Annotated in this window: 17 protein-coding genes; 10 read left to right on the forward strand and 7 right to left on the reverse strand. The window is 69.9% G+C overall.

What is annotated here, in order from left to right; genetic code table 11:
• The first annotated feature begins 21 nt into the window (after positions 1-21).
• Positions 22-741, forward strand: coding sequence for a hypothetical protein (locus D7X96_RS03875; RefSeq protein WP_147442664.1), 720 nt, complete (start codon positions 22-24; stop codon positions 739-741).
• A 131-nt stretch (positions 742-872) separates the two neighbouring features.
• Entirely contained in the window at positions 873-2,393 is a 1,521-nt protein-coding gene (locus D7X96_RS03880; RefSeq protein ID WP_121769012.1) for a S8 family peptidase, read from the forward strand.
• On the opposite strand, the gene D7X96_RS03885 is transcribed toward D7X96_RS03880, so the two are convergent.
• The gene (locus D7X96_RS03885) at positions 2,364-4,319 is read right to left on the reverse strand and encodes a RecQ family ATP-dependent DNA helicase (RefSeq protein ID WP_279637348.1); all 1,956 of its coding nucleotides are present in this window, start codon (positions 4,317-4,319) and stop codon (positions 2,364-2,366) included. The genes D7X96_RS03880 and D7X96_RS03885 overlap by 30 nt on opposite strands.
• A 65-nt stretch (positions 4,320-4,384) precedes the next feature.
• Between D7X96_RS03885 and D7X96_RS03890 the strand changes: the two genes are divergently transcribed.
• The 7 genes from D7X96_RS03890 to D7X96_RS03920 all read left to right on the forward strand — a co-directional run bounded on the left by D7X96_RS03890 (position 4,385) and on the right by D7X96_RS03920 (position 11,520).
• Positions 4,385-5,830, forward strand: coding sequence for an asparagine synthase-related protein (locus D7X96_RS03890; protein ID WP_121769013.1), 1,446 nt, complete (start codon positions 4,385-4,387; stop codon positions 5,828-5,830).
• Positions 5,831-7,024, forward strand: coding sequence for a glycosyltransferase (locus tag D7X96_RS03895; protein WP_121769014.1), 1,194 nt, complete (start codon positions 5,831-5,833; stop codon positions 7,022-7,024). It begins immediately after the preceding gene.
• Positions 7,021-7,878, forward strand: a complete 858-nt coding sequence (locus tag D7X96_RS03900; protein ID WP_121723472.1) for an ROK family protein — start codon at positions 7,021-7,023, stop codon at positions 7,876-7,878. Before D7X96_RS03895 ends, D7X96_RS03900 begins: the two co-directional genes overlap by 4 nt.
• Before the next feature lie 24 nt (positions 7,879-7,902).
• A complete protein-coding gene (locus D7X96_RS03905) occupies positions 7,903-8,832 on the forward strand; it encodes an HNH endonuclease (RefSeq protein WP_121723473.1) in 930 nt (309 codons plus the stop codon).
• 116 nt (positions 8,833-8,948) lie between these two features.
• Positions 8,949-9,839: a S1C family serine protease gene (locus tag D7X96_RS03910; protein ID WP_121769015.1), complete on the forward strand. Its 891-nt coding sequence runs from the start codon at positions 8,949-8,951 to the stop codon at positions 9,837-9,839.
• Between the two features lie 12 nt (positions 9,840-9,851).
• A complete protein-coding gene (locus tag D7X96_RS03915) occupies positions 9,852-10,766 on the forward strand; it encodes a S1C family serine protease (protein WP_120547197.1) in 915 nt (304 codons plus the stop codon).
• A 22-nt stretch (positions 10,767-10,788) separates the two neighbouring features.
• Positions 10,789-11,520 carry a phytanoyl-CoA dioxygenase family protein gene (locus tag D7X96_RS03920; protein WP_244219436.1) on the forward strand — a complete coding sequence of 244 codons (732 nt, stop codon included), beginning with the start codon at positions 10,789-10,791 and terminating at the stop codon, positions 11,518-11,520.
• A gap of 3 nt (positions 11,521-11,523) precedes the next feature.
• On the opposite strand, the gene D7X96_RS03925 is transcribed toward D7X96_RS03920, so the two are convergent.
• Positions 11,524-12,138 (reverse strand): DUF6992 family protein, encoded by a 615-nt coding sequence (locus D7X96_RS03925; RefSeq protein ID WP_121769016.1) that lies wholly within the window; start codon positions 12,136-12,138, stop codon positions 11,524-11,526.
• Positions 12,139-12,188: 50 nt separating this feature from the next.
• On the reverse strand, positions 12,189-12,425 hold the full coding sequence (locus D7X96_RS03930; RefSeq protein ID WP_120547195.1) for a hypothetical protein: 237 nt from the start codon (positions 12,423-12,425) through the stop codon (positions 12,189-12,191).
• Between the two features lie 118 nt (positions 12,426-12,543).
• Between D7X96_RS03930 and D7X96_RS03935 the strand changes: the two genes are divergently transcribed.
• Positions 12,544-13,515, forward strand: a complete 972-nt coding sequence (locus D7X96_RS03935; protein WP_158626374.1) for an oxygenase MpaB family protein — start codon at positions 12,544-12,546, stop codon at positions 13,513-13,515.
• On the opposite strand, the gene D7X96_RS03940 is transcribed toward D7X96_RS03935, so the two are convergent.
• The 4 genes from D7X96_RS03940 to D7X96_RS03955 form a co-directional block, all read right to left on the reverse strand.
• Positions 13,491-14,462, reverse strand: a complete 972-nt coding sequence (locus tag D7X96_RS03940) for a nucleotidyl transferase AbiEii/AbiGii toxin family protein (RefSeq protein ID WP_121769018.1) — start codon at positions 14,460-14,462, stop codon at positions 13,491-13,493. The genes D7X96_RS03935 and D7X96_RS03940 overlap by 25 nt on opposite strands.
• On the reverse strand, positions 14,459-15,040 hold the full coding sequence (locus D7X96_RS03945) for a hypothetical protein (protein WP_120547192.1): 582 nt from the start codon (positions 15,038-15,040) through the stop codon (positions 14,459-14,461). Before D7X96_RS03945 ends, D7X96_RS03940 begins: the two co-directional genes overlap by 4 nt.
• Positions 15,041-15,132: 92 nt before the next feature.
• On the reverse strand, positions 15,133-15,720 hold the full coding sequence (locus D7X96_RS03950) for a redoxin domain-containing protein (protein ID WP_121769019.1): 588 nt from the start codon (positions 15,718-15,720) through the stop codon (positions 15,133-15,135).
• Between the two features lie 52 nt (positions 15,721-15,772).
• On the reverse strand, positions 15,773-18,094 hold the full coding sequence (locus tag D7X96_RS03955) for a protein-disulfide reductase DsbD family protein (protein ID WP_121769020.1): 2,322 nt from the start codon (positions 18,092-18,094) through the stop codon (positions 15,773-15,775).
• Positions 18,095-18,102 lie beyond the last annotated feature (8 nt).

Below are 18,102 nucleotides of genomic sequence, written 5' to 3' on the forward strand. Positions count from 1 at the left end.
CAGCGGCTTGCGAAGGAGATCTTGAAGCAGGTCGATGCGTACACGCAGACGCAGCCTGCCCGCCTTTCCTTTGAACCTGTTCGAAGCGCGGAAGCGCTCAGAGCCCTTCATGCGAATGTGTGGAAGAGCGAAAAGGCTCGCGACCGTCGCCACCAGGTGGAGTTGGTCCGGACTCTGGCGACTCAACTCCTGCGTGATCATGGCTGGGCGTTTTTCCATTTCGATGGAGACCGTCCCTGGTCTGAACGTTCCTCGAGTGAGAATGTGGCGAAGTTCAGCCAACTCATCGAGGCAAAGGTCTACACGCTCATCGTCGAGCAGTTTTCGACCCGGGCAACACGCGCCGCCACACCCGTCGCGCAGCAGGAAGTCGAAGCCCAAGCGCGCCAGCGGATGAATCGCCTCAAGCGGATTGTCCCGTTCTACAGCATCGAAGCCTGGCTTTTCCAAAACACCCGTGTGGCCATCCGTCTTTGCGAGCGCCATTACGGTGGGCGAGACGCCGACCAGTTCCAACGCTGGGAGCAAGAGCGGCACACGCTCGATGAGGTCAGGAAGCCCAAGGAACAGGTCTGCCTGGGCGCGAAGCACAACAGCGCACTGGCCTCCGAGGCATTCCCTGCGCGCGATGTGCATGCCGCAGGATGCTCATTTGCATCGGTCGTGGACAAACTCTGCCAGGACGAAGAGCTGCGCAAGGCGCTCCAGCAGACCTACGACTTCCCAGTGACCTCGGTGTGACCACTCGCTGCGCCCCTGTGCCTCACAGAGCGCCTGCGCCTGCGCGAATGGTCACGTCCAGCTGTTCACGCCCGCACCGCCCTGGAGGTCCGTAGCCCCTCACGAAGTCCTGGAGGTACAGGTGCGCCACCATGGCGCCGCCGCCCGAGCAGTTCGAGTCCACGAAGCTCCGCGCCCTCGACGTCCTCCTCCGGGAGGGCTTCGACCGGACCAGCCTGGAGAAGGCCGTGGCGGAGCTCGCCGGGACGGAGCCGTGGATCATCCGCCCGGCGCCCTATGCGCCCACCGGCCGTGCGTTCGACCTGCTCCCGCCCGGCATCATCGAGCCCGCGCAGGCGTGGGAGCTGGCACGCCGGCTCCAGGCGGACCCGGGTGTGGAGGATGCGGATCCGGCGTTCGAGGCGGTCTACGCGGAACCGGGTCCAGCCGGGGACACGGCGCGGACGTTCAACGCGAATGACTGTGATTGGAGCCTGCGCTTCGTGAAGGCGGACGAGGCATGGCAGCTGCCCGGCGGCGCGAGCCAGGGCGAAGGCATCCTCATCGGCCATCCGGACAGCGGCTACCTGCCCCACCCCGAGTTGGGACCGAACTTCACGCCGAAGCTCGGCTGGGACTTCATCGACGACGACCCCACGACGGAGAACCCGGGCGGAGGCCACGGGCTGGGCACCGCGAGCGTCATGTCCAGCCCGTACAACGGCCCGAACGCGGATGGGACGCTGTTCGTGGATGGCATCGCGCCGAAGGCCGAGGTCATCCCGCTGCGCGTCGCGAAGCCCACGCTGTTCGTCCCCGCGCCCGTGCTGTTCAACGTGGGCGCCGACCGGCTGCGCGACGCCATCGGGTTCGCCATCCAGCGGGGCGTCCACGTCATCAGCATCAGCCTGGGGTGGCTGCCCAATGCCGGAATGCACCGGGCCATCCAGCAGGCGGTGCAGGCGAACATCATCGTCATCGCCGCCGCGGGCAACTACACGGGCCCCATCGTCGTCTGGCCGGGCGCCTACGCCGAAGTCGTCGCGATGGCCGCATGCAACGCGAGCGCCCAGCCCTGGGCCCACTCCGCCTATGGCAAGGCGGTGGACGCCACCGGCCCGGGCGAGAACGTCTGGACCGCGCAGCCCGTCGACAAGGTCGAGCAGAGCAGCGGCACTTCGTATGCGACGGCCATCGTCGCGGGAATCGCAGCACTCTGGCTGGCGCACCATGGCCGGGATTCGCTGCTCGCGCGATACCAGGGTGGGGCGACGCTCGCGCGGGTCTTCCGCCACGTGCTCCGCGCCACCTGTGACCCCTGGCCCCAGAGCCAGCTCGCGTGGGGCGCGGGCCTCGTCAACGCGAAGGCGTGCCTGGAGGCTCCGCTCCCGGACGTGACGGAGCTGGAGCCGGCGCTCCGTCAGACGTCTTCCGAAACCGTGGCCGCCACCTTCAGCGGACTCGATGAGGCCGACGTCCTGAAGGGCCTCGCGACCACGCTCGAGGTCGATGAACAGAAGGCCGCGCGGCTCGACGCGGAGTTCGGGCGCGAGCTGCGGTTCTGGGCGCTCACCGATGCCCCCTTCCGTCGCGCGATCCGCGAAGGGGCCGGAAAGACGCTCCGGGCTGCCCTGCCGCCCTTCTCACCGAGCCTGCTGGCCGCGCTCCGCTGAGCCTTCACAGAACGACAGCACCTGGGCGAACGGATATTCAGCCAGGACGCCGAAGAGCTTGTGCCCGCTGAGCTTCGCCTTGGAGAGCGCGGGGCTGCTCAGTCCACAGAGGAAGCGGGCCGCCTGACGCGGATGGCCCAGCGCCTCCGGGTGCTTCGTCACGAGCGACCGGAACGTGGCCGCGTCCAGCTGTTCGCGCAGCTCCGGCCGGGGATGCGGTGGCGGCAGCACGCGCGCCACGCCCGTGCGGCAGTACGTGCAGTGGCCGCACGGCGCTTCGCGGTGCTCACCGAAGTGGGCCACCAGCGCGTTGCTCTGACAACCGTCGTGCGTGACGAGCCGGAGCACGTCGCGCACCCGTGACACCTCCTGGGCCTCGCGCTTCTGGAAGCGCTCCTGCAACAGGGCCACGAGCGCCTTGGCGTCCTCGTGCTCGCGCAGCCGCGTGAAGCGCTGGCGCGGTTCGGCCACCTGCACCTCCGCGTAGCCCTGCTCCTGGAAGTAGTCGAGCGCCTTCACCACCCGTTCGCGCGGCTGATTCAACGCCTTCGCGACCTCGGTGACATCGAACGTGTACCAGGTGCGTCCCTTCTTCGCGTGCGCGAACAGCTCCTGCACGAAGCGCGCGCGCTCCCCCTGGAACCGGCCCACGAGCGCATCCACCGAACCCGCCGGCTGCACCTTGTAGCCCGCGTAGTACGGCGTGCCCTGGCGCAGCACGCCCTCCAATTCCAGGTACGTGAGCGCCGTGCGCAGCACCAGGGGCCGCAGGTCGTGGCGGTTGCCCAGCGCGTACAGGTCCAGGTGCAGCTCCGGCCCCGAGCCCAACAGCTCCTTCACCAGCGCCGTCAGCGCCTCCGGCAGCGGCGTGTCCCCCAGCGCGAAGTTCTCCAGCGTGGGCACGTCATCCGGGCACGCGAGCAGCTCCACCACGGAGGGCTTGCCGTCACGGCCCGCGCGGCCAATCTCCTGGCTGTAGCTCTCCAGGCCCTTGGGCAGGTTGTAGTGATACACGGCGCGCACGTCCGCCTTGTCGATGCCCATCCCGAACGCGATGGTCGCCACGACGATGTTCTTCGCGGAATGGGTCCACGCCTCCTGCACCCGCTCACGATCCTCGGATTCGAGCCCCGCGTGATACGCGCTCGCGGGCAGGCCCTCCGCGCTCAAGAGCGCCGCCACGCGCTCCGCTGTCTTCTGCAGCGTGACGTAGACGATGGTGGAGCCGGGCGGGCGCGACTTGAGACGTTCCACGAGCAGCGCATCGCGCGCCTCCGGCCCCGTGGGCGTGGTCTCCAGCGTGAGGTTGTTCCGGTAGAAGCCGGTGACGACCGCTTGCGACTCCGGGATGCCGAAGCCCTCGCAGATGTCGTGCACCACCTGCGGCGTGGCCGTGGCGGTGAGCGCCAGGATGCGCTCGGCCTGGAGCGTGCGGGCCGCCTGCGCGAGCTTGAGGTAGTCCGGCCGGAAGTTGTGGCCCCACTCGGAGACGCAGTGCGCTTCGTCCACCGCGAAGAGGGAGATGGACAGCTCGCTCAAGAGCCCCATGAAGCGCTCGTTGTTGAAGCGCTCCGGGGCCACGTAGAGCAGCTTCAGCGTCCCGTCGCGCAGGGACTCCGTCACCTCGCGCGACTCCTCCAGTGACAGGGAGGAGTCCAGCCGCGCGGCGCGGATGCCCCGCCGCTCCAGCGCGTCGATCTGATCCTTCATCAACGCGATGAGCGGTGACACCACCACCGTGAGCCCGTCCAGGAGCAGCGCGGGCAGCTGGTAGCACAGCGACTTGCCACCGCCCGTGGGGAACACCGCGAGCGCGGAGCCCTGGGGCTTCAGCAACGCCGTAAGCACTTCACGCTGCCCGGGCCGGAAGGACTCCAGACCGAAGCGCTCCCGCAACACGACGTCCACCGCATCGTCCCGCATCATCCCGCCCTTCCCTGTTCGCCTTCGGAGGATATCGCACCCTCTCGTGCCCCTATGATGCGGACCGCATGCCGACCCACCCTCCCAAGGTGTCTCCCGCGCGTGGCCTGTCTCCTCGGGCGGTGAGCGACCTGCTGCTGCATGCCCGCGCGTCCAACGCGGGCCTGTGGCCAGGGTCGGAGCCCATCAGCGTGGCCCTGCCGCGAGTCGCCCGGGAACTCGACGCACGGGACGAGGAAGGGCTCACGCAGCGGCTGCTGTCCGCCTGGTCAGGCACCGTGCGAGCTCATGTCGAAGCGGGCACGCACGAAGTCAGCCTGAGCGGCGGCGTGGACAGCGCGGCCCTGTGCGCGATGGCCGCGCGCCATGCTCCCGGGAAGGTGCGCGCGTGGACCATGGACGTGCACTTCGCGGACGCGGTGGAGCGCGGCAACGCGCGGCGGATGGCGAAGGTGACGGGCGCGGAGCTGGTGGACGTGCACATCCCGGACGCCGTGCTCCCGGACCTGTTCGAGCACGCGGTCCTCGCCAACCAGACGGTCATCCTCAACGCCCGGGCCGTGGCCAGCTACGTCTTCTATCTGGAGGCCCGGCGGCAGGGCGCGGGCCCCGTCCTCCTGAGCGGCGCGGGCGCGGATGAAGTGCTCCAGGGCACGCCGGGGGTGCTCGCCTCCGCGAAGGCGCGCGTGGACGAGGACCGGGCCCTGGCCGCGCGGGTCCTGGTGGCTGTGGACAACTCGGGGGCGCCGTTCCGGGCCGGCTCGCACGATCATGAGACAGCCGCCGGGGCTGTGGACAACTCGGGACCGCCGCGGGCCGGGGCCCGGCGTGGCGATCAGGAATCAAAGCCATCCATTCCCTCCAGGAACCCAGGTTCCGATCAAACCGTGGGTCCTCGCGACGGCTCCCCACCTGTGGACAACTTGAGGACTGTTTCCGAGCGCGAAGACAGCGATCACGCCCCGCGCCGCCCCCCTGTGGACAACCTGGGGACCGCGCCGTGGGAGCTGCCCTCGGCGGATGCGCTCCCGTCCGAGGAGCTGCGATACGCCCGGTGGGTGCTCACCGAGCTCATCCTCCCGCCCGAGCTGCGGGGCGCCCGGGCCCATGGGCTCACGGTCCGCACGCCGTACCTGGATGAAGGCTTCGCGCGGGTGGCGCTGGCCCTGCCGGAGGCCGTGCTGTCGCGGGATGGGTTCGGCAAGTGGCTGTTCCGGCACGCCGTGCGGTCGCTGGTTCCGGAGGAGGTCCGCCTGGCGCGCAAGACACCCCGGTACGGGCACACCGCCCTCTCCAGCCCGGTGCGGTCCCGCTGGCTGGAGCTGTATCGCGCGTGGCTGTCTCCTGCCCGGCTGGAACCCCTCCAGGTCATCGACTCGCGGGCGGAGCAGGGCCTGCTGGAGCGCTACATGCGCCTGCCACCGGATGACCCGAAGGCCGGTCCGATGGATCGGCTGTTGATGCGCCTCATGTCCCTGGCCATGCTCCAGGCTCACGCCGAGGCGCCCTCCTGAATGTCCCGAGTCCTCATCGCCACCTCACCCGAGAAGGGCCACCTCAACCCGATGGTCGGCGTGGCCCAATGGCTGCGCCGGCTGGGGCACACCGTCGGATGGTTGTGCATCCCGGAACCCGCGCCGCAGCTGGAGTCCCTGGGCGTGGAGGTGCTGCGGCTGCCGCACGTCGAAGCCGCGCCGCCGGGAATCGAGACGGGAGGCGAAGCGCTGGCGAAGCTGGTGCTCGATGACGTGGCGCTGGGGAAATGGATCCGGGGCCTGCTCCTGGATTCGGTCCCCGCGATGCTGGAGCCCGTGCGCGAGGTGGTGCGCGCCTTCCGTCCCGACGTGATGGCCCTGGACGGGATGCAGTACGCGGCGGTGCTGGCGGCGCACACGGAAGGAATCCCCTGGGCGGGCGTGTCCTCCGCGCTCACGCTGCTGGAGCCCCGGCCGGAGATTCCCCTGCTGCGCAACGTGCGGGCCTTGAAGGACGACCGGCAGGCGCTGTTCCGCCGTCACCGCTTCGACGCGCGCTTCCGCACCTGCGAGTGCCTGTCGCCCCGGCTCAACGTCATCTTCGCCACCGAGGCCTTCCTGGGCCCGGACGCGGGAGTGCCCCCGGACACGCTGCTGGTGGGGCCCTCCATTCCGCCCGAACCCCGAGGCGACGAGGTGCCCTTCCCCTGGGAGCGCCTGGGCGCGAAGCCGGTGCTGTACGTGTCCTTCGGCAGCCAGATTTCGTATCAGCCGGAGCTGTTCCGCCTCATCGCGGAGGCGGCGAAGCCCTTCGGCGTGTCGCTGGTGCTGTGCGCGGGAGAGCTGGCGGACACGGACTTCCCGGGCACGCTCCCCGGTGACGTGGTGGCGGTCCGCTACACGCCGCAGCGTCAGGTGCTGGAGCGAGCGTCGGCGTTCATCTCCCACGGCGGCGCCAACTCCGTGATGGAGGCGATGACGGCGGGCGTGCCGCTGCTGCTGCTGCCGGTGTGCAACGACCAGCCCGTGCAGGCGCACTTCCTGGAGAAGTCCGGAGCCGGGCTCGCGAGGGACCCGAGGACCCTCACGGTGGAGTCCTGCCGCGAGGCCATCGCGCGATTGCTCGAACCGAAGTCGCCGATGCGGGACCGCGTGGCGGAGATCTCCCGGTCCTACCGCGCGAATGATGGCGCGAGGACCGCGGCCGAACGCATCGCCGGGCTCGTGGCATGAGTGCATCCAGGTGGAGTCCTCGCCGGCATCACCCCGCCGGTGTCTCGCCGCTGGAGGTCTGGAACCTGCCGGTGTTCGGGCGCGAGCTGTGGGAGGTGTTGGGCTCGCCGTGGGTGGAGGAGGACCGGCGCGCGGGAGTGCCTGGAGCCACGCTCTCCGCGCGGATGATGCTGCCGCTGGCGGAAGCGCTCTTCCTGCTGGGAAAGCAGCACGCACCGGACGCGGCGTACCTGAGCGGAGGCCTGGCGGAGCTGGACGGTTTTCCCGCGGCGGTGCGGGAGGCCACGGCATCGCTGCGCTGCCCGGTGCACATCGCGCTGTCACCGCGCTTCGCTCCTGTGCGCGCGGGGCTGCGCATGCTGGAGGCCCAGGGCGCGCGAAGTCCGCTCTGCGTGGACGTGGGCCAGACGAGCATCAAGCTCGCGCGTCCTGGCACCACGCGGGTGATGGAACGGAACCTCTCCACGCTCCCGCCGCTGTTCATCGGGCAGCCGCGTCCCACTGACGGCCATCACATCCGGGACACGGTGGCGTTCATCGCGGGAGCGCTGCGGACGTTCCTGGCGGAGGGCACAAGTGAGCCACCGGACGCGCTGTGTCTGGCATTGCCGTGTCCGCTGGATGAGGACCTGATGCCCGGAGGCTGCACCTACGGCTTCGAGGGCACGGCGTCCCTGGTCCCGGACATCCTCGCCCAGTCAGGCCTGCCGGACACGGGAGGACCGGTGCTCGTGCTCAACGACGCGGAGCTGGCGGCCGAGTCCGCGCGGCGGGCGCCCCAGGTGAAGGGACGCCGCGTGCTGTGTCTGTCCCTGGGTTTCGGCCCGGGTGGCGCCCTGCTCGAACGAGGCTGAGCCTGGTAACCTGGTCGTGGACCCGTGCCCACGCCCTCCGACAACGACCAGGCCATCCGAGTGGCGGCCTTCAACGCCTTGGACGCGTTGGTGGAGCGGCATGGAGAAGTGCTGTCGTGGGAGCGCATCGCGGAGGGCTTCCAGCTCCACGGCGAGCAGCACCTGTTCGCCAACCGGACGCGCGGCATCTTCTGGCCCCGGCAGATGCAGGAGACCGCGCTGTCCATCAAGACCACCGTGCCGCGAGGAACGCGCGTCGCCCGTTACGACGATGACAACATCGCCTCGGATGGAGCCTTCCTCTACAAGTTCCAGGGCACGGACGTGGAGGCGCGAGACAACCGCCGGCTCGTGCGCGCACAGCAACTGGACGCACCGCTCATCTACTTCTACGGCATCGAGCCCGGTTTCTACCGGCCCCTGTGGCCCGTCTACATCTCCGACGTGGACCTCGCCTCGCGCTCCTTCCACGTCATGGCCTCCGATCCCGAGATGGTGAAACAGCGCTTCGTCGCGGACGCGAAGCTGTTGCCCCTGGAGCGGCGCTACACCACGGTGCAGGCCAAGAAGCGGCTGCACCAGGCGGCCTTCCGCCAGCACGTCCTGCGCGCCTACGACCACCGCTGCGCGGTCTGCGCGTTTCCTCGCACGGAGCTGTTGGACGGCGCCCACATCCTCCCGGACCGCGACGAACGCGGCCACGCGGAGGTCCCCAACGGACTGGCGCTCTGCCGGCTCCACCACGGCGCCTTCGACACGAACCTGATGGGCTTCCGTCCCGACGGCGTCATCGAGCTGGCGCCCAGCCTGCTCGCCACCCGGGACGGCCCCACGCTGGAGCACGCATTGAAGGGCTTCGTGGGCAAGACGCTCCAGCTGCCGCGCGCGAAGGAATTGCAGCCCAAGAAGCTCTATCTGGAAGAGCGCTACGAGCGCTTCCGCAAGGTGGGCTGAAGCCTCCTGCCCGAAGCACCGGGGACCTGCCTGAACGGGTAGGTCGCCATCCTGCCCGGTCCGCCGATGTGGCGCGATTTCGAGCCCTTTAGTTTCTGGCTCGAAAGGAACACGCCATGTCCACCGACGCCCTCCAGTCCCTCTCGCAGTCCATCTCCACCGTCGTCGAGCGCATCGCTCCCTCCCTCGTCCGCGTGGAGGCCCGCCGTCGCCGGGGCGCCAGCGGCGTCGTCTGGGATGCCGACGGTCACATCCTCACCACCAGCCACGCCGTCGAACACGAAGGCTCCATCCAGGTGGGCCTCGCGGACGGCCGCTCGGTGTCCGCCGAGCTCGTCGGCCGTGACCCGAGCACCGACCTCGCGCTCCTCAAGGCCGACGCCAGCGGCCTCGCCGCGCTCACGCCCGCGCCGCTCGATGACGTGAAGGTCGGCAACATCGTGCTCGCCATCGGCCGCCCGGGCCGCACGGCGCGGGCCACGCTGGGCATCGTCAGCGCGTCCGGCGGCGACTGGCGCACGCACGCGGGCGGCCAGGTGGACCGCTACCTGGAGACCGACGCCGACCTGCCTCCGGGTTTCTCCGGCGGCGCGCTGGTGGACGCGCAGGGCCGCTTCCTGGGCATCCCCACTGCGGCCTTCTCGCGCACCGCCGCGGTCGTGATTCCCGGCGGCACGCTGACGCGCGTGGCGGACTCGCTGCGCGAGCACGGCGGCATCCGCCGCGGCTACATGGGCGTGGGCGCCTACCCGGTGCGCCTGCCGCGCGAAATCGACGGCACCAAGGCGGGCCTCATCCTGCTCTCCGTGGATCCGGACGGCCCCGCGCAGAAGGCCGGGCTGCTGCTGGGCGACGTGCTGGTGAGCCTGGGCGGCCAGACGCTCAACGGAGTGGAGGACCTGCTGGGCTACCTGGGCGGCGAGAAGGTGGGCACGTCCATCCAGGCGAAGGTGTTGCGCGCGGGCGAGCTGCGCGAGGTGCCCATCACCGTGGGCAAGCGTTCTTGAAAGGAGCCGGCCATGAAACTGTTGCAGCAGCTCTCGGATGACCTGGAAGGACTCGTGGCCGGCGCGGCTCCGGCGGTGGTGGGCGTGGAGCACGCTCGGGGCCACGGCACCGGCCTGTTCCTCACGCCGGACGGCTACGTGCTCACCAACCGTCACGTGGTGATGCGCACGCCCAAGCGGCTCACCGTGCAGCTCCACAACGGCGAGGAGCGCCGGGCCACGCTCGTGGGCGGGGATGCCCCCACGGACCTCGCGGTGGTGCGCGCGGAGGGAGATGATTTTCCCACGCTGCCGCTCGCGGATCCGGAGACGGTGCGCGTGGGGCAGCTGGTGATGGCCATTGGCAATCCCTTCCGCCTGGAGCAGTCGGTGTCGCTGGGCGTGGTGAGCGCCATCAACCGCTCCATCACGCTGCCCGACGGCGTCATCCTGGAGGGAATGCTCCAGACGGACGCCGCCATCAACCCGGGCAACTCCGGCGGGCCGCTGCTCGACACGCGCGGGCGCGTGGTGGGGCTCAACACGCTGGTGCTGCCGTTCGCGCAGGGGATTGGCTTCGCGGTGAGCGCCACCACCGCGGCCTGGGTCGCGAGCCTGCTCATCCAGCGCGGCCGGGTGGACCGGAAGTTCCTGGGCATCGCCGCCACGGCGGTGAACCTGGAGCCCGCGCTCGCGAAGGACACCGGACAACCGCGAGCCGTGCGCGTGCTGAAGGTGCAGGAGGGCACGCCCGCGGATGACGCCGGTCTTCAGCCGGACGACCTGCTGCTCGGCATCAACAGCCGGCCGGTCAACAGCGTGGATGACCTGCAGCGGCTGATGGCGCTCGCCTCCGAGGAGGAGGTCCACCTGGACGTGCTGCGCAAGGGCCGCCGCAAGGACGTCTCCGCCCGGGCCCGCCACCGCCGTGAGCCGGTGGCGGCCTGAAGCCGTTATGCTGTGCGCCGCGATGTCCGCATCGACGGCGCACGACATGACCTCGGAGGAGCTGGCCGCGCGCATCGAGCGCGAGGGCTTCGCCATCCTCCCGCGCGGAATCCCACCAGACACCGCGGACGCCCTGCTCCACGCGCTGCGCGCCGTGAGCGAAGAATCCACGGCCTCCCAGCGGCGCGGAGGCGTGCGCAACCTGCTGGAGAACGTGCCCGCCGTGCGGGAGCTGGCCCGCTCCGCGCCCGTGCGCGAAGTGGCCGAGTCCGTCCTGGGTCCGCACTGCTTCGCGGTGCGAGGCCTGCTGTTCGACAAGACCCCGGACGCGAACTGGAAGGTCATCTGGCATCAGGACCTCACCGTCGCCGTGCGTGAACGCCGCGACGTGCCCGGCTGCGGCCCCTGGTCGGAGAAGGCCGGTGTGCCCTGCGTGCAGCCGCCCACGTCCGTGCTGGAGGACATGGTCGCGGTGCGAGTGCACCTGGACGACTGCGGCGAGGACAACGGCCCCGTGCGAGTCCTCGCGGGCTCGCACCGTGAAGGACGTCTGTCCTCATCCAGCATCCCAGGCTGGCTCGAACGCGGTGCTCCCGTGGACTGCCTCGTGCCCCGCTGCGGCCTGCTGGTGATGCGGCCCCTGCTGCTGCACGCCTCGTCACCGGCACGCGCGCCCGCGCATCGCCGGGTCATCCACCTGGAGTTCGCGGCGCGGCCCCTGCCCGGTGGGCTCGAATGGCACGCGAGCGTCTGAGGCTCACGGCCACGTCAGCATCAAGCCCACGCCATCCGGAGCAGGCACCAGGCGCGCCGTGAGCTCCCCGTTCAGCTTCGCGTTGAGGAACGTCAGCACGCCGTCGAACACCAGCAGGAACGCGCCCTGCAGGAGCACGCCCTTGCCCCAGCCCCGCAGGCGCGCCGAGTCCTTGCGCAGCCCGCGCTCCCACAGGAGCCCGCCGAAGGCGATGTAGCCCACGTCCAGGCCCGCGTTGAGGAGCAGCACCTGCTCCATCCGCTGCCCCTCGGACAGGCTGCGCGCCAGGTCCCAGGAGGCCGGATCCGCCGTCGCCTGCCCGTGATAGCCGAGCCCCGCGATGACGAGGTTCACCACGTTCCAGGCCGCGTTCGCCTGGAAGAAGGCCTGCGTCTCGCCTTCACTGGCGAAGTGCCCCGCGACGCCCGTGCCGATGTTCAGCACCGCCCAGCCGAACAGGATGCCCATCGCGGTCTGGTTCATGCGGACCGCTTCCGCGTTGCGCCCCGCGAGCCACGCGTGCGCATCTGGAGCAGCGACCTCCTGTGCCATGCCTGGCATCGCGAAGAACAACAACACCAGCACACAGCAGGAACGCACGAGGCGGGCAGAGGCCATGGCGGCACTCTAGGCCCGCGGAGGCCCTGCCCGCTGTCTGGTGGATGGCGTTACCGTTCGCCGTCGTCGCTGAGCGGTGGTGCTTCCCTCGCGGGCTCCGTGCCCTTCTGCGCGCCGTAGCCGCCAATGCCCTTCTGGAGGATGCGGTCCTCGCCTACGTCCTCGTCCGTCACGTCGCCGCGCTCGGTGCCCGGGCGCTGGTGTCTGGCTTCGCGCTCCAGTTCCTCCGCGCTGTGGGTGTCCGTGCGCTCGGGCCCTCTCACCGGCGGCCCCTTGTTGCTGGCCATGTCGCGTCTCCTGTCTGGATGTCCTGCCCTCCAGGACAAGGTCCGGCGCGTCCCATCCTCCGACAAGGCGTCGCGGAGCGGGGTAGCATCGCCAGTCGCCTCGCTTCCCGGAGCCGCCATGCCCCCACCGGTCTCTCCCGCTGATGCCACGGGCTGCCCCTTCAGCGGCGCGGGAAAGCCTTCCGCCGCTCACGTGCCCGGGCCCGTCTACCGGAAGCCCTTCTGGCGAGCGCGGCTGCCAGAGGTGAGCCAGGAGATCGCCTCCCTGGATGCGCGGCGCGACTGCCAGCGCATCGTGCACCTGCTGACCAACTACGAGTTCCCGTTCGACATCGTGCGGTCCACGGAGATCGCGCTCTTCCACACGTACGGCAGCCGCTCCGTCTCACGGCTGCTGGACCGCACGGGTGAGTTCAACAAGCGGGGCCAGAAGCGCTACGACGACACGCGGCTGCTCATCGCGCGGTTCATGGAGTGCGGCTGGGAGGGAGAGGCAGGGCGCCGTTCCCTGGAGCAGATGAACCACATCCATTCCTTCTTCCGCATCCCGAACGAGGACTTCCTCTTCGTGCTGTGGACGTTCATCGACTTCCCCATCCAGTGGATGAAGGAGTACGGCTGGCGTCCCTTCACCGGGCACGAGCAGGAGGCCTGGTTCCATTACTGGTGCGAGATCGGCCGCCGAATGGGGCTGAAGGACCTCCCCGAGGACAAGCCCGCCTACGACGCCTTCATCCGGGACTACGAGGCGCGAGAGTTCGTCCCCAACGAAGCCAGCCACCGGGTGGCCCAATCCACCGTGGACATCCTCGCCGGCTGGGTGCCGCGCCCGCTGCGTCCACTGGTGGCCCCCATCAGCCTGAGCCTGGTGCCCCGGCGCCTGCTGCCCGCCATCCAGTTCGAATCCCCACCCGCCTGGGTCGGAGGCCTGGTCCGAGGCGCCCTCAAGCTGCGCAAGCGGGTCAAACGCCACGTCTCCCTGGAGCGCTACCCCTCGACCCTGGATACGACGCTCAACCGCACCTATCCCGGCAACGCCTACCGCATCGAAGGCCTGGGCCCGGACTACGCCCACCGCGACGCGGAATGAAACCGGGTGAGCCAGGCACAGATGACCGCCACGGCTTCATCCAGCGTCTGACGCGGTCCCCAGAACATCGGGGCAATCGCCTCGAAGGCAGCACGGATGGCCGCAGTACCTTCACCACCTGGGAGGAAGTGCCGCGAATCACCGGCCGGAGGTGCCACAATCTGCTTCTGCCGGATCATCTCCTCGGCCAGCGCACGGACGTCCGGGTAGTCAGCAAGAGGTGGTAGCGCATCCTCGGCGGCGATGATGCGTGCCGCGTCCTCGTAGTGGCGCACGAAGGTCGCAGGCTCCAGCGGTTCCCTCTGGAGCCGACGTTGGAGCGCATCCACCTTCTCCAGCAGCGTGACCATGGGATGCACGCACCGCACGGCCCTGGGGCGGTTGTCCTTGAAGTCCGTCAGCTGCCGCTGGGCCTCCAGCTCCTCGTGGACGAATGACGCCATGTCGCGCCGGACAAAGGGCGTCACTCGCGCGTTGCCGACCTCCAGGAGGACGAAGGGACGCAGGACGCCCGCCATGCCTCCCAGATGTTGCGCGGGATACAGGATGCGCACGTTCGCGGAGCGCCAGTACCGGTCCGCTCCATCGGCGTCCAGTTCCGTCCGCGCGCCAGGAACCTGGATGCATTCAGCCAGGGCCTCGAAGTACGCCCGGCGGACCTTCGTCGCTCCCACTCCCGTGCGGCTCCAATCCGTCACCCCGGGAAGGTCAACCGTCCCCGCTTCCAGCTTGAGGTCCAGGTCCTCCGAGAACCGCTGGATGAGCGAGAAGCCCTTCGAGAGCGACGTGCCTCCCTTGAACCAGACCTCGAAGCCCGCGTCATGCAGTGCCCACAACGTGTGGGTCACCCAGTAGTCCTTCTCGGTGAGCGCAAGGGAGAGCCGCCGCTTGTCAGCGACGATTCGTAGCAGTTGATCAAACTCAGGGTCGTCGTGGATGAAGGTCATGCAGAGGCGGAGCGGATCGCTTCGCGAATCCACTCACGCGTGCTCTGCCTACCAAACCGCTCCGACATCTCTCCAAGCCGCCGGGCGTTGAACGCGCCGCGCTTCAGCAAACGCGCCAAGGCACGCGTCAGCGCAGCGGGCACGACGCCAGCACTCACGGCGTTCTCGAAGAGATCCACCACGAACCACTCCGGCGTCGGCGGTTGGGGGAAGGCCACCCGCCGCAGCTCGAAGGTCCTGCCCCCCAACTCGAAGCGGCCCGAGCGCTTCGTGTTGTAGACGAGCGCCGAAGCGAAGACCGCGGTGGCCCCCAACCCGAGCGCATTCCACCGCTCCGGCCCGGTGAAGACGAACGGGCTGCCCTCCAGGAACGCCTTCATGATGGCTTCGTCGGACGGCGCCACCACGCCAAAGCGCCCTCGCTTCGGACAGGCGTAGAGCCCATGCGCGAGGGGAATCAGCACGCCCTCGCCCACCAATCGCCGGGCCAGCCGGGGCGCATTCACGCCCCACGTAGCCAACTCCTTCGTCCGGTAGACGCGGCCAGGCTCGAGCATGGGATGGACGGCAGCGGGCATGGTGGTACGAAATTTCCCGAAGAAAAATGACAATGGCAACGCTGAGAAAGCCCGCGTCCCCTCACAGGGACACGGGCCTTCAGGACGGTCGCTCAGCTCTTGTACTTCACGGAGCAGCCGTACGGCTCGGAGGTCGGGGTCGCGACCTGCTTGCCGTTGAGCAGCGAGTCCACCGCCGTCTGCACGTAGTTCACCTTGGTGGCTTCCTTGCCGCGCGGGTCGTTGTCGATGGCGCCCGCGTAGCGGACCACGCCCTCACCGTCGATGACGTACATGTGCGGCGTCGTCTTCGCCGCGTAGCTCTTGCCCACCGTGCCGTCCGTGTCCAGCAGCACCGGCTGGCTGAAGCCCTCCTTCTTCTTCCAGTCCGCGGCGCTCTTCGCGTTGTGCGTGGAGGACGAGTCCACCGTCAGCCACACCACCTTCTTCGCGTCGAAGCCCTTCTGCGTGTTCTGCATCGTCTTGGCCTCGTAGTGCCGCTTCACGAACGGGCACTCCGGGTTCGTCCACTCGAGCACCACCACCTTGCCCTTGTACTCGGACAGCGAGTGGGCCTTGCCCGCCTCGTCCTTCAGCGTGAACGCCGGAGCGGGCTTGCCCACCTCCGCGGTGTCAGCAGCGAAGACGGGCGCGGACACGAACGCCGCGGTGAGAGCGAATGCCGTGAAGACCTGCTTCATGACGGAACCTCCAGTGAGTTGAACGCTGCGCACGAACGAACAACATCCCGGCTCAAGGCCGGGCACACACCACCGAGCCCCCCTTCAACGGGGACCCACACTCCGCCGCGCGCTGCACCGCCTGGATGACGCTGTCCGCGGTGAGCAGCTCGTTGAGCACCTCCGGCTTGTCCGGCGCACCCGGGCTCAGCACCAGGTACATGGGCACGCCCGCGCGGCCATGCTCCGCCAGCTTCGTGGTGATGCGCGCGTCCCGCCGCGTCCAGTCCGCCACGAAGAAGGCCACGTTGTGCTTCAGGAACGCCTGCCGCACATCATCGCGCGACAGCACGGTGCGCTCGTTGAACTTGCACGTGAGACACCAGTCCGCCGTGAAGTCCACGAACACCGGCTGCCCCGCCGCCAGCGCCGCCGTCACCGCCGCCTCGTCCCACGCCTGCGCCCCACCGTGTGACGACGCCACCGCGCCGCGCGTCTCCACGGACGCCTGCGCCTCCTCGAAGCGCAGCGCCACCACACCCGAGCCCACCAGCACCAGCGCCGCCAGCGCCATCGTCACGCCCCGGCGTCCGCCCTCCAGCCCCTGCGACTGGCCATACAGCCACGTGACCAGGCCCACCGCGATGAGGAACGCCAACAGCCGCGCCATGCCGTCCACGCCGGCCAGCCCGCCCATCACCCACACCAGCCACACCGTCGTGCCCAGCAGCGCGAAGCCCAGGAACTGCTTGCCGCGCTCCATCCACATGCCCGGCTTGGGCAGCCGCTTCGCCAGCCCCGGCACCAGCACCAGCAGGCAGAAGGGCAGCGCCAGGCCCAGGCCCAGCGCCATGAACACGGCGATCACCGTGGCCGGACCCGCCGCGAACGCGAAGCCCACCGCCGTGCCCAGCAGCGGCGCCGAGCACGGCGTGGCCAGCACCACCGCCAGCACACCCTCGCCCGCGCTGCGCATCAGGCCGTGGCTCTGGTCCACCTTGCCCGCCAGCGCCGTGCCGTCCGCGCCCAGCGTGTAGACGCCAAAGAGGTTGAGCGCGAACGCCACCAGCACCGCGCTCACGCCCGCGACGAACAGCGGCTCCTGGAACTGGAAGCCCCAGCCCACGCTGGCCCCACCCGCGCGCACCGCCAGCACCGCGCCGGCGAGCAGCAGCATCGTGGCCAGGATGCCGCCCGCGTACGCCGCGGCGTGCGGCGCCACCTTGCCCTTCTCCTCCTGCACCATCCGCGTGAAGCCGTACGCCTTGAGCGCCAGCACCGGGAACACGCACGGCATCAGGTTGAGCAGCGCGCCGCCCAGGAACGCGAACAGCAGCGCGACGCCCAGGCCCAGCGGAGACTCGGCCGCCACGGGCGCCGCCACCACCGCGGGCTGCACCTTGCCCATCGCGTCCTTCACCGACGGAAGCTTCAGGGGCGCCGGGCCCGCGACCGCACCGGCCGCCGCCACCATCGGCGCGAGCGCCGTGTCCACGTCCACCGCCGTATAGCCCGTGGCCTTCGTGCCCAGGCGCAGCGAGCCGGTGAGCCGGGGCTCGACCTTGGGCACCATCGACGACGCCTGGCCCTTCAGCGCGAACGTCCCCGGCGCCGTCTGCGTCAGCGCCACCGTATCCACGCCCGCGATGCGGCCGGGCACGAAGAAGTCCTCCTCCACGCCGCCCGCGAAGGGCTTGCCGTCCGCGCCCGTCACGGTGAGCTTGCCGGTGAACGGCTTGCCCGCGGTGAGCGACGCGCCCTCCAGCGTCAGCGCCACGCGCGGCGCGCCCTGCGTCCCCACCGGCGCCGGCACCCGGGCCTGCGAGGCGTCGAACTGCTGCGCGAACTCAGGGTCCAGCACCGTCTCCGGCCCCACCGGCAGCGTGCGCGTCAGCACCAGCTGCGCGGGGATGCAGTGCACCTTGCACGCGAGCGCGTCCACCGCCGCCGCCACGTTCAGCGTGCCGTCGGCCTTCTCCGACACGTGCGCGGGCGCGAAGAGCAGCACCTCGTCGTGGTAGCCGTGCGTGGTGATGAAGCCGTCCGGCGTGCGGAACGTGCTGGGGAAGGGCCAGCGCAAATCCCCGACGGTGACGCCCGGGATGTCCCACGACACGTCCGTGGCCAGGCCGGAGTCACCCGGGTTCTTCCAGTAGACGTGCCACTCCGGGTCCAGCTTGAGGCGCACGCCCACGCGGAAGTCGCCGCCCGCCTTCACCTGGGTGACGTCCAGGAGCAGCGCGCCCTCCAGGCGCGGGTCGCCCTCGTCCGGCGCGGTGCTGCCCACGGCGGTGGGAGGCAGCGCGGCCTGGGCCCACGTCGCCAGGAGCAACGCGCCCACCACGCCCAGCCCACCGAGCCGGCTTCCAGACCTCTTGCTCCACGGATGCGTCATGCGACTCC

The sequence above is a fragment of the Corallococcus interemptor genome (genome assembly GCF_003668875.1).
Lineage (GTDB): Bacteria > Myxococcota > Myxococcia > Myxococcales > Myxococcaceae > Corallococcus > Corallococcus interemptor.